The organism is Fructilactobacillus sp. X7R7C1 (assembly GCF_059901065.1).
On record NZ_JBWXVF010000001.1, the window covers coordinates 264548 to 277659 of the forward strand.

Genomic DNA, 13112 nt, shown 5'->3' on the forward strand with positions numbered 1-13112 from the left:
GCGAATAATATCGCCTTTTTCTTTTAATTCAAGATGAAAGAAGTGAAGATTTGAGTAGTAAAAAAGAAAAGGTTGGAACTATTGGTCTGACCGCGTTTGTACTATCAGCGATGGTTGGTGGTGGAATCTACGATTTGCCCCAAAACATGGCGCTCCATGCCGGCGCAATTGCCCAAATCATCGCTTGGGTGCTATCGGGATTAATTATCTGGTTTATTGTGCGTTCGTTTATGACCCTATCGGAGGTTCGACCACAGTACACCACTGGTTTGTATCATTATGCCCACGCTGGCTTTGGCAACTTTACCGCCTTCTTTGTAAGTTGGGGGTACTGGATCTGTCAGTCGTTTGCCGTTGCCGCGTATTCGGTCCTCTTGATGTCGACGTTAAACGCGTTTTGGCCTGGGACGTTTACTGGTGGCAATAACTGGATTTCAATTATTGGGGGAACCATCGTGTTATGGCTGATGACCTACCTAATTTTAAAGGGAATCCGGGTTACCAGCCACGTCGATATTTTTGGGACGATTTGTATGCTGACAATTGTAGCCATCTTCATCATTACCATGATTGTGGTCTTCAACTGGCACGCCTTTACCACCAACATGTTTGCGTCCCAGACGTTACCAAAGGTTAATGATGAGGCCATGGGGAGTTTGTTTTCCCAAGTCCGAAATGCCATGATGACCACAATGTGGGTCTTTTCTGGGGTTGAAGGAGCCGTGGTACTGTCAAGTAACGCCAAGAGTCAAAAGGACGTGCGGCAGGCCACTAAATATGGCTTCTTAATCTGTTTGGTACTGTATGCGCTGGTTTCAATTTTGCCACTAGGCTTACGCAGTTACGGTCAACTGGCGAACCTGCAGAGTCCGTCAACCGGAGCTTTGATGCAGATTGTTTTGGGACCACTGGGACGCTTAATCATCACCTTTGGCGTCATTGTCGCCGTCTTATCCAGTTGGTTGACGTGGGTCTTAGTTTTATCTGAAATGCCCCGAGCAGCCTCCATGGACGGGACCTTCCCGAAGTTCTTTAGAAAGATGGGCAAGAACAACGTTCCGATTCACTCGCTGTTCATGACGGTTATCGTCATTCAATTAATCATTATCTTTACCCATTTTGCGGGGCGGGCCTTTAATTTCACGCTGACGATCGTGGGAACGATGACGGTGCCACCGTACCTGATTTCGATGATGTATCTGTTCAAGATTAGTCGCAATGAGAAAACGTTCAATCCTGAAGGGCATAAGCTATCCGTTTCTAGAAAGAGTGCCTATTTGGTTTCAGCGCTCGCAATTTTAGGAACCATCTTCATGGGATACGCCGCCGGATTGGAATACCTGACGATTGCCTTCGTGATCTACGCTTTGGGAATCCCACTGTTTATGTACGCTCGAAAACAGTACGCACCGGGTCAACCAATCTTTGGTAAGTACGAACGCTACTTTGCCATTGCCATTCTAGTGGTGGCCGTCATTGGGGTCATCTTACTGATTCAACCGAAATTGTAATTAAATTTGGAAAAATTAAAAGACGATTGAACTTTCAGATAGTTCGGTCGTCTTTTTGATATTCATTAATTTTAGTTTAAATAGAAGCCGATAGGTGCTCCGTGGCTATCCTTACTAGCGGCATTTTGGTAAAATTAGAAAATAACTAAATTTAAGTGGGGATTAATTATATGAGTTTTTTAGTCGATTTTGTGCTTCACATTGACCACCACCTAGTCACACTCGTCAACATGTTTGGCAATTGGACCTATCTGATCCTGTTTGCGGTTATCTTCATCGAAACCGGCGCCGTGATCATGCCATTTCTGCCGGGTGATTCACTTTTGTTTGCGGCCGCCGCCTTGGCCGCCGCTAGTACCAATGATTTAAACGTTTGGATTTTTGTGATTTTGTTCTTTCTGGCGTCCGCCTTGGGGGACTCACTGGATTTCTTCTTGGGAAGAAAAGTTGGCCTAGCCATTACTGACAATAAGTATTTGAGTCGGTTAATTAAGCCCAAGGATTTTGAGAAAGCCCATCAGTTCTTTGATAAGTATGGTTCATGGGCCATCCTACTTGGTCGCTTCATGCCGATTGTGCGGACGTTCGTTCCGTTCGTCGCTGCCAGCAGTGACTACAGTTACCAAAAGTTCGTGAAGTATGACATTACCGCATGTGTGGCATGGGTCGCACTATGTTGTGGTGGCGGATACTTCTTTGGCAACATTCCGTTCGTTAAGGAACACTTTTCGGCCGTGATTTTATCAATTATCTTGATTACGTTACTTCCGGCTCTGATCGGATTAATTAAAACCCGTTTCACTAGTAAAAAGGACGCAGCCTAGGCTGCATCCTTTTATTTTGGGGTTTGAATTAACGTAAATCCTGTAATTCATGACTAATTTTTTTCGTTTGGGGATAAATTTGTTGATAGATTTTAAAAATCTTAGCGTATTTATCAGCGTTAGCGGCAATTGGTTCGTAGGTCTTACCGAACTTGATGAACTGATCGGCACAGGCGGGAAAGCCGGTGAACCAACCAAGTCCGACAGCCGCAATCATGGCTGCTCCAATGCCAGGTCCCTGTTCGTTTGCGAGGGTGATGACGGGTTTGTCGAAGATGTCCGCCTGCATTTGGGTCCAGACGGAACTTTTAGCGCCGCCACCAATGGAAGTAACGTGATCAATGGTCGCACCCATTTCGGCGTAAATGGTAAGGATATCTTGGAGACTGAAGGTGATCCCTTCCATCACGGCTCTAGTGAAGTCGCGTCGGACCTGGGTGCGGTCAATTCCAATGAAGCTCCCGCGAATTTGCGAATCAGCGTGAGGCATTCGTTCCCCTGCAATGTAAGGGGTAAATAACAGACCGTTGGATCCAATCGGAGATTTACCTGCTTCATTAGTCATCTCGGTAAAGTCTTCGTCTTTAACGAAGGTGTTCTTGTACCAGGTCAAAGAATCACCAGCGGCCAGCGTGACACCCATTGAATAGTAGGTGTTCGGAATGGAATGGTCTTCCATTTGCAGGCGACCACCATAGTCGGTTGAGAGGTCGACCTCATGATGTAGGACCACGCCCGAGGTTCCGACGCTGACCAGCGCGTTATTGGGTGACATGATGCCCGCTCCAACTGCTCCCGCTGAGTTGTCGGCGGCTCCACCGTAGACCTTGGTAATGGTTGACATATCGGCTTGATCGGCGAAGTCGGGGATGACGTTTCCCGCGTAGTCAATGGACTGAATTAGTGGCGGCAGGATTTTCTCGGGAATTCCCAAGGCCTTACAGATTTCGAGGCTCCACTTGTTATCGTGAATGTCTAAGAGGGTGGTTCCGGTAGCGTCAGAAAAGTCGACCGCAATGTTACCAGTCATCTTGAAGCGCAGGTAATCTTTTGGTAGGAGGAAGGTTTTTACTTTTGCCCAGTTCTCCGGTTCGTTTTCCTTGACCCAGAGAAGTTTGGTAATGGTAAAGCCCTCCAGTGGTTGATTACCGGTGATTTCGACGAATCGCTTCCCTAGTTTATCCTCAATCTCTTTGCGTTGTTTAGTGGTTCTAGTGTCGTTCCACAAGATGGCTGGTCTGATGACCTGATTATCTTTGTCCAACAAGACTAGTCCATGCATTTGACCTGAGAAACTAGCTCCACTAATGGACTCTGGATCAACATTATCGTCGTTGATTAATTTTCTGATGGCCGCAATCGTGCCATTGACCCAATCATTGGGATTTTGTTCACTCCATCCGGGTTTTGGCTGCGGGTTTGGATACGACGTTGACTCCTGTCCCACAATGTCGCCCAGCTTATTGACGGCAGTGACTTTAACCGATCCCGTGCCGAGGTCGATTCCTAAAACGTTTTTTTCCATGTGTGCACCAACTTTCATAAATGTTCCTTGTAGTTACAACTCTTAATTTAAGGTTAGCAGGTTATGTAATCGTTTTCAATGAATATTAATTTAATGATGACAAAGAAAAAACAACTAACCATTTTGGTTAGTTGTTAAAGAGATAAGGAATATATGTTTTGGTTAATCATTTACTATATTTTGATATATAACTGTAGTGAATTTATAAAATATTGCATATAGTAAAGTTAAAATTAATATCATTAATATACTAGTGTATACAAGAATATTTTTATTATACATTGAAAAAACCGATAAAATATTTTTTATTGCGGGAAGTGCAAATCCAAAATTAATGATGGCTCCTAATATTGGTAGCATAAATATCATTATCATTTGACTATTGATGGCACTTTTTGTTTCTTTGAAACTTAATCCAACTTTTCTCATTGTAATAAAATTGTCTTTATCCGAAATTCCCTCAGACAATTGCTTGTAATATATAACTAAAGCAGCAGCTAAAACCATAACAATGCTTATGAGCAATCCCACAAATAATAAGCTTCCAAAGGTTTCTTTAAACATTTTTTGCATTTTTGGTTTAGATGAATATAAGCCGGGATCAATGTTTAATTTTTTTTGCAATGAAGATGAAAAAGTCATTTTATTCTTGTTAGATCCTTCAATATCAAATCCTTCTGTGTAGATCCATGGTTTATTATTTATGTTTGTGGCTATTTGCTTATTTTGAACAATTAAAAAGATAGGATTGAATGTTGAATGTTGATAATTAAATGACATATTAAATCGCTTTATATGTTTTACTTTATATTTTTTATTATGGACAATAATATTATTTAAGTTTTGCGAAATTCCTGGTGAATATATTAAGGCATGACCTTTCTGTAGAGTAATATGTTTGTTGGATAATTTATTATAATTATTAATTGTAAGGGTGGATAATGAAGTTGTTGCTTTATTAATAGTTTGGGGCTTGAATTTGTTTTTGGATAACGATCCAATTGTTGGTATAGTGGAAGTTAAAATATTAATATGATGTATCTTTACATTATTTTTTTTGGCATTATCATAAATTTGAAGTTTAGATTGTTTATCTGGCTTTTCAGTTGAAGTTATCATAATATCATATGGGTTCCATTCTTTTAGTAAAGTTTTTTGTCCCATATAAAGACTAATTGTTGTGACTGTGACAACAAGAATTGATGAACACAATAAGCATATTGTTGCTAGTCCTATTCCATTTTGTTTCATTCTATACAACATCCCAGAAATAGGAATGAATTTATTTGGTGAATAATAAATTTTACTATTACTCTTTAGAACTTTTAATAGGGTTATAATTCCAACTGTGAATGTTATATAGGTTCCCATTATGACTAGTATTATTGCAAAGATATATTTTATAAATGCTCCTGTATTTGGAACAGTTGTTATAGAAATAAAATAGCCACTACTAAGTAATAGAAGTCCAATAAGTCCCAATACTAAATGATTTTTTGGCTCTTTTTCAATTGATGATGATGATTTGAGTAATTCAATTGGCTGTAGATGCTTTATATGAATCCAATTATATGTGAATATTATTAAATATAAGAAAATGAAGAAAACTGCTACACATAATAGTGAGCATATTATGTCCAGAATTGAGATATTAATGGAATCAATATTTATAAGTTTCTTTAGAGATAAGAATGATAATTTAACGAATGTAATTCCGATAAGTCCACCTAATACGATATTAATTAAAAATAAAATAATATCTTCAATCAATAGCATTGACGCAAGATTCTTTTTGGTTAAACCTAGAATATTATACAAGCCCAATTCTTTAACTTGATTTTTCATTAAGAAACTATTTGAATACAAAACAAACACGACAGAAATAAAAAAAATAAAAATAGTTCCAAGCTTGATCATATCTTGTAAAATATTACCATTTTCTCCATCTGTTAAATTTTTATCATTTAAAATACATAAAAATATAAAATTAATACTAAATAAGATAGACCCAGATAATGTAAAAATTGAATATTGTTTTATATTATTTGAAATGCTATTGATAGCTAATTTTATGTATAGCATAACTATTTTTCACCTCTCTTGGTTAAAAGTGAGGTGATAGTATCAGTGATTTTTTTTGTATATTCGTCTTGTGATAAATCTCCCTTGTTTATTTTGTGATAGATGATTCCGTCTTTTATAAATAAAACTTTTTTTGAATGACTAGCTGTAATGGCACTATGTGTGACTAATAGGATAGTTTGTCCATTATTATTGATTTTATCTAATATATTCATTAGTCGTGATGAATTGTGTGAATCTAATGCTCCGGTGGGTTCATCAGCCAATACTAATTCTGGATGAGTAATTAAGGCTCTTGCAGTGGCTATTCTTTGCTTTTGTCCTCCAGAAATTTCATATGGGAATTGGTTTAGGATGTCTTTTATTTCCAGTCCCTTTTCTATTGGTATTAATCTCTTTGTCATTGTGGCATAGTCAACTTTTGATAGTACTAAGGGTAAGAAGATATTATCGCGATTATTAAGAGTGTCTAATAAGTCAAAATTTTGGAATATGAATCCTAAATTTTGTCTTCTAAATTTTGCAGACGATTCTTCAGATAATTTGGAAGTTAATGTTCCGTTTAATCTAATTGTTCCACTAGTTGGTTTTTCTAAAGTTGCAATTATATTTAATAGTGTAGATTTACCTGCTCCGGACTCACCCATTATAGCTACGTAGTCACCATTATTTACCTTTAATGAGATGTCTTTTAATGCAATCTTTTGTTTTTTTCCTTCATTAAATGTTTTTGATATATTTTTTAACTGTAACAAGCACATATTAATCTCCTTCAAGTTAAGTGATATAAATAATTATAAATCATTGTTTTTATGGAGTAATCTTACATTTCAGTAATATGTTTACAGTATTATTTAATTCGTATTTGTGAGTTTAAAAAAGACATTTTAACTATAGTTTTCTTATATTTAGATTCGATTGATAAATTAATATTTAATATCTTGGATATTTTTCTTGATAGATACAATCCCATTCCAGTAGAAGATTGGTTAATTCTTCCATTTTTACCGGTAAATCCAGGTTCAAATAATCTTAATAAATCACTTTTTTCAATAATTTTACCCTGATCCGTTATAGAGAGAGTATTGTTTTTAAAACTAAATATGATTGTAGTAGAACAATCGCTATATTTTATAGCGTTGTATACTATTTGTTTTATTATAAATTCAAGCCATTTTTTATCTGTTAATATTGATAATTTTTTTGAAACAAGAATTTTAGGTGTTATATCTTTGTTAATAAAAAATACAGAATATTCTTTTAATATTTCTAAAATGATCTTATATAAGTTTATCCAACAAAATCTTAAATCATGGTTAAATGTATTTAGTCTTTCATATGTTAGTAGTGAGTCTAAATCATTTTTTATAATTGATATCTTTAAAATGGTGTCATTGCTATCGATATGGTCATTTTTTTCTGCGAGCAAATTTAATTCTGTAAGCGGAGTTTTCATTTCATGACTCCACATCATTATGTAGTCATTATTATTTTTAATTAAATTTATAGTGTCATTTTTAATTGAAGATTTTTCTGATTCTATTTTATAGATAAGTTCCTTGTATCTTTTTAGAACAAGAGTATCTCCCTTTTGTTCTAATTTTTTATTAGAAGAATAATTTTGTGCTTTTTTTATTTGCTTGTTTTCGATAATTATTCTATAAAAAATGACAATTAGTATAGGAATCCAAGTAAATCGAACAAGATCTAATATTATTTTTAATGTAATATCATATAAATTACATAATAAAGCCATCATTATGATTATGAATAAATATGTTAAAATTATTGATTTTTGTTCAAATAATAATTTTATCCAATAAAATAGATAATTTTTCATTTGCAATTACCTATAATCATGTAACCATGATTTCTTTCAGTAATAATTATGTTTTTTAATCCAATATCTTTTAATTTTGTTCTTAAACGACTCATATTAACATTTAAAATATTATCATTTATAAAATTTCCATCTTCCCATAATAATCTAAATATTTTTCTTTTATCTACAACACTATTGTTATTTATAATTAATATCTTCAAAATATAACCTTCTGTTGGGGTTAGTTTTGTTGTTAATTTTTCTTTGCTAATTTCATTTGTAAGTGGATTAAAAATATAGTTGTTGATCTTATACTTTCTGTTTAATTCAGTATCATGATGTTTTGTTTGACATCTCTTTAGAACTGCTTGAACTTTTGCCATTAATAAATTTAATGAAAATGGCTTGGAAATATAATCATCAGCACCATCTTCAATAGCTCTAATTGCATTTGGTTCAAGTTCAGAAGCTGAGACAAAAATGATCGGTACATCTGAGTTTTGACGAATTTTTTTTGTCCAATAAAAACCATTAAATTTTGGAAGAGTTATATCCATTATTATTAATTCAGGTTTAAAACTGCTTTCTTCTTTAATTATATTATCCCAGTTGTCTACGGATGCTACTTTATAATTCCATTTGACGAGTTCATCTTTCATCATAGAACATACCAATTTATCATCTTCAACTATAAATATGTTGTTCATGATTGTTACCTCCTTAATTAGTATCTTATATTAATTGTATACATAAACTATTTTATATAACAAATTGTAATGTTTATGCATAAATCGTAAGTTTTAATAACGATTTAGTGTAATACAATTAATTTGTATTAAAAGTAAGGGAGGTGAGATTAATGGAAGCCTTAAAGAATGCGTTAGGCGATATTAATGTTGATACAGATTTAGATTTGAATTTAAATTCTTCAGATGTAACAGTTGTTGAGTCAACTGATTCAGATCCACGAATTAAATCAGCATTTTTATGTACACCAGGATGTGCTCATACAGGAAGCTTTAATAGCTATTGCTGTTAATTAATACATTTTGAAAGAAAAGGTAAGATGCCAACATTTAATTCAGTGTTAGTATCTTACCTTTTTTAGGAAGGTATAGAAATGAAATATGTTCCAGCAAATTTTTTTATGATGCGTAACAATGTTTTGCCTATTTGTATGAATAACGCTAAAAAAAGTCATAACAACGTATTTAAAGAGAGCATACTAGTTGCCTCTCAGAATTTGTTTAAAAATGCATATATTGTAAATAAAGAAAATTTAAAGCCAAAACAATTAAATAAAATTGATTCTAGCTTATTTAAATATTCTAAGCGTATTAGTGATCGTCCAACTCCCTTTGGATTATTTTCGGGGGTATCATTAGGATACTTATCTGAAAATAATGAATTTTATTTTAAAACAGTTCACTATATTAAAAATGTTACGGTTGATTTTAAATGGTTAATGTCGATTATTAAGATGGTCGATTCAGATATAGTTTCAAAGGACTCTTGTATTAAGATTCAAAAGAATAATCAAGTTTACCAAGATAGCAATATATTTATTATTGATGAAAAATCAAATTATGGGGAGACTTCTTTATCTAAAATAGATAGACGATTTATTACTAAAAGCAATAAAATATTAAGCATGATTTTAAGAATAACCAGAAATCCCATTAGTATCAGTAAAGTGATCAATAAATTGACGTCTTTAACTCAATATGATTGTAATGAAATTGAATTGTACTTACAAAATTTAATAAATAACGAAATTTTGATAACAGAGTTAAGACCTAAATTTTTTGATCATGATTCTCTTATTCGGTTAGTTAAAATATTGGAGACCAATAATATTAATATTACCCTAGTAAAAAAATTAAAGGTGATTTTAAAATTAATTGATAAATACGAAAAAAATGAAGTTGGAAATGGAATCAATACTTATATAGAAATTATTGAACAAATGAAATTTTTATATTCAAAAGATTCAACATTAAAAGTTGACTTACGTTCTGACTATGTAAGAAGTCCTAAGTTAAGTTATGATTTAGCAAATGAAATTACAGCATTAGCTAGTAATATGATATCTATTTCTCCAACAATTAATGACAAGTGGATTTCTAAATATTTAATGTCCTTCATAGAAAAATATGGAGTAGGTCAGTTAGTAAATGTTACACGAGTTTTAGATGAAACTTTTGGATTAGGGTATCCATCTGAATTTGCCCTTCATAAAGAAAGTAAGATAAGTAAAAATAATAAAATCCAAGAATATTTAAATAATTTGGGAATAAAGAAAATTGTTAATGGAAGTAATTCCTTAGTGTTATGTGATAATGATTGGCGAATTATGAGAAGGATGGTATCTAAAAATTATAAAGTGCCACGGTCTGGAGAAATTTATTTTAAACTATTAAAAAATAAAAATAATGAATATAAGATCTTATTAAGTGGAGTTATGGGATCATTTGGTGTTGGAAATTCATTCGGTCGCTTTTGGTCGCTTTTTAATGATAAAGAAAACAACACTATCACATTTGGTCAGAATAAGGTGAATTATCCTAATGATGAAATTAACGTAGAGTTATCAGAATTTCCCTTGTACGGAAAAAATGGAAATGTAATGAATAACCATAGTAATTTAAAATATAAATTACAACTTCAAGGAATTAATCATTTGGATAATAGCATAGATGTTAATGATATATATGTAGGAGCAACTTTAAAGGGTTTATATTTTTATTCGAAAAGAAACAAAAAACGATTAAAATTTTCTGCAAATAATATGCTTAATTTTAATTATGCATCACGTTTATATAGATTTCTTATTGAGATTTCATTAGCAAATACTAAGTACCTTAGTCCCGTTTGTACTAATTTTAATAATAAGATTGAGCAAAGAATTGAATGGAATAATATAATTATAAATTTGGCTTCCTGGAATTTGTCAAAAAATGAAATAATTAATAATGAAAAACTAGATGTAGACCTTTTAATGAAAGAAGTTAAATCTTTAAAAATTCCTAGATATGTATTTATTTCAAAAAATGATAATGAATTAAATATAGATCTATTTAATAAACATGATAGAGCATTGTTATTTCAATGTTTTCAAAAATATGAAAAAGTAAAATTAACAGAAGATTATTTAAAAAATCATCCTGAGTATTCTCCAACATTACAAATTAATAATAATTATTATCAATCGGAACTTGTATTACCATTTATAAACACTGAAGATGAGAAAGTAAATGGTACCTATGGACAGATTGATAATTACGATTGGGATGAATATAGTCAGTTTATTAGATCTGAATGGTTTTATGTTGAAATTAATGTTCCCAAAGGATTGCAAAACAAAGTAATAAGGGAATATTTAACTAGATTTATTCAATATTTATCTAAAATAAATGGAAAAAATATAGAATGGTTTTTTATTAAATATAAGAATGGCGATAATAACACTGTTAGATTGAGAATTAATAGTGGATTAATGAGTAAGGAAAGAATAAACAAATATTTTGAAATTTTATTTAAAGCTATGTATAACAATGGATTAGTTAGTGATTTTGTATATAAGCGATATATTCCAGAAGTATATCGATATGGGGGCAAAAAGGCTTTAAATTTAGCAGAAAATATTTTTATGTTAGACAGTGAACTTGTAACTGAAGTACTTAATTATAACTTAAGTTATAACAAGTTAATAATTTTAAGTGCAATATATTCTATGGAAGTTTATTCTTCATTTGGATTTTCATATGCCGAAATTGCTAAGCATACGGATCAATTTACTACGTCAGATCGTAAAAAATCAGTTCACACTGTGTCAAAACTTGCTTTTAAGTATTTTAAAGATGGTAAAAAAATGTTGAGTAAAAACTATCCATTAATATTTTTAAAAATTAAAGAATCATCTAATAAGATTCAATCTAATCAAAGTTCATTCAATAGTTTAAATAGAGACAGAATTGTAAGAATTATTGATAGTTATATTCACATGCATAATAATAGGTTATTTGGCATAGATCAAAACGCCGAAGGAAAAGTTTTAACTCTTATTAATGTGCTTTCTCGGGGTATGAAATATGTTAAATAAAAAAATTATAGCATCTCAGATCATAGATGAATGTTCTCATCAAATATGGAACGAAATAAAAAGTAATTCGCATAATATAGATTTATCACTGTCATATGGATTCAGTGGTGAACTAGTTTTGTATTCTACATTAGGAGATCATGAGAAATCTTTATTAATACAGAAGTATATTTTGGGAAAGCTTGTTAGAAAACAATTAGATCTTTCATTGTTTTCGGGTATTAGTGGTATTGCTTATGCGTTTCTAATTTCTGATGGATTGAATCATAATACTTCTAAAATTTTAAAAACATTAAATCAACTAATAACTAGTAATCTTGATTGTAAATTAAAGCAAATGTCAAATCATTCTATTAAATCACAGTCATTTGACTTAATTCAAGGAATAACTGGAATAGGTAATTATTTATTATCTTATATTAATTACTATTCTCATGATTATAATATTCAAGAAACTAAAGCGTTAAAGAAAATAGTTGTATGCCTTTGTAATGAACAATCGAATTTTAATAGAAATAGAATGCCATTTTGGATAAGTAGTGAGAATCAGTTTTTGGATGTAGATAAAAAGATGTATAAAGAAGGTAATTATAATTTAGGCTTAGCTCATGGAATACTAGGACCACTTTCTTTATTGTGTCTAATTTATAAATCAAGAATAATGCCACAATTAGAGTTAAAAATTAAAGATAGTATATATTCTATGATAAAAGAGATCATGAAATTTAAACGTTATGATAATGGTAACATGTACTTTTTTCCTAGAGAACCTCCAAATATGAACGTTTATGTAGATAAAGAATTCGTTTATAGAAATGGGTGGTGCTATGGAAACTCTGTAATTTCCTATACTTTACTACTAGCTGGAAAAATCCTTCATGACAATGAAGTTTTTAATAATGGAGTTGAAGTTCTTAAGTTTGTTCTCAATCATTACAATGAATATTTAAATTCTCCAATAGTATGTCACGGAAAAGCAGGGCTTCTTATGGTATTAAAAAGTATTAACGATAATTTATATCATAATAAAGAAACTGAAGTTGTTATTGATAAATTAACTTCCGATCTACTTAATTGTTATTCGGGTAAATATGAATTTGGTTTTTTAAATTTAGATGGAAGTGTCAAAAAGAATAATATCAGTTTACTGGAGGGAAGTGCAGGTATTATTTTATTGCTAAGTGAGCTGATTGATCAATCTTGTAAGACCACCAAATGGAGCAACATTTTTTTAATAATTTAACTT

At 31.8% G+C, this 13112-nt stretch carries 10 protein-coding genes; 5 read left to right on the top strand and 5 right to left on the bottom strand.

Annotated features, from left to right (window positions below; translation table 11 throughout):
- The first annotated feature begins 50 nt into the window (after positions 1–50).
- Both AC6UDC_RS01140 and AC6UDC_RS01145 read left to right on the top strand, forming a co-directional pair.
- Complete coding sequence (locus tag AC6UDC_RS01140) at positions 51–1511, top strand: amino acid permease (RefSeq protein ID WP_500720877.1); 1461 nt, start codon at positions 51–53, stop codon at positions 1509–1511.
- A gap of 170 nt (positions 1512–1681) precedes the next feature.
- The gene (locus AC6UDC_RS01145; protein ID WP_500720880.1) at positions 1682–2335 is read left to right on the top strand and encodes a VTT domain-containing protein; all 654 of its coding nucleotides are present in this window, start codon (positions 1682–1684) and stop codon (positions 2333–2335) included.
- A 28-nt stretch (positions 2336–2363) separates the two neighbouring features.
- Here AC6UDC_RS01145 and xylB read toward each other — a convergent pair whose 3' ends face one another.
- The 5 genes from xylB to AC6UDC_RS01170 form a co-directional block, all read right to left on the bottom strand.
- Positions 2364–3860: a xylulokinase gene (gene xylB, locus AC6UDC_RS01150; RefSeq protein WP_500721209.1), complete on the bottom strand. Its 1497-nt coding sequence runs from the start codon at positions 3858–3860 to the stop codon at positions 2364–2366.
- Between the two features lie 162 nt (positions 3861–4022).
- Positions 4023–5942, bottom strand: a complete 1920-nt coding sequence (locus AC6UDC_RS01155; RefSeq protein WP_500720882.1) for an FtsX-like permease family protein — start codon at positions 5940–5942, stop codon at positions 4023–4025.
- A 2-nt stretch (positions 5943–5944) separates the two neighbouring features.
- Entirely contained in the window at positions 5945–6703 is a 759-nt protein-coding gene (locus AC6UDC_RS01160) for an ABC transporter ATP-binding protein (protein ID WP_500720884.1), read from the bottom strand.
- Positions 6704–6792: 89 nt separating this feature from the next.
- On the bottom strand, positions 6793–7782 hold the full coding sequence (locus AC6UDC_RS01165) for a sensor histidine kinase (RefSeq protein ID WP_500720887.1): 990 nt from the start codon (positions 7780–7782) through the stop codon (positions 6793–6795).
- Positions 7779–8471 carry a response regulator transcription factor gene (locus AC6UDC_RS01170; RefSeq protein WP_500720889.1) on the bottom strand — a complete coding sequence of 231 codons (693 nt, stop codon included), beginning with the start codon at positions 8469–8471 and terminating at the stop codon, positions 7779–7781. Before AC6UDC_RS01170 ends, AC6UDC_RS01165 begins: the two co-directional genes overlap by 4 nt.
- 152 nt (positions 8472–8623) lie before the next feature.
- Between AC6UDC_RS01170 and AC6UDC_RS01175 the strand changes: the two genes are divergently transcribed.
- From AC6UDC_RS01175 to AC6UDC_RS01185, 3 genes are all read left to right on the top strand, one after another.
- Positions 8624–8803, top strand: coding sequence for a gallidermin/nisin family lantibiotic (locus AC6UDC_RS01175; protein WP_500720891.1), 180 nt, complete (start codon positions 8624–8626; stop codon positions 8801–8803).
- Positions 8804–8884: 81 nt separating this feature from the next.
- Positions 8885–11866 (top strand): lantibiotic dehydratase, encoded by a 2982-nt coding sequence (locus tag AC6UDC_RS01180; protein WP_500720893.1) that lies wholly within the window; start codon positions 8885–8887, stop codon positions 11864–11866.
- Positions 11856–13109 carry a lanthionine synthetase C family protein gene (locus tag AC6UDC_RS01185; RefSeq protein ID WP_500720895.1) on the top strand — a complete coding sequence of 418 codons (1254 nt, stop codon included), beginning with the start codon at positions 11856–11858 and terminating at the stop codon, positions 13107–13109. Before AC6UDC_RS01180 ends, AC6UDC_RS01185 begins: the two co-directional genes overlap by 11 nt.
- Positions 13110–13112 lie beyond the last annotated feature (3 nt).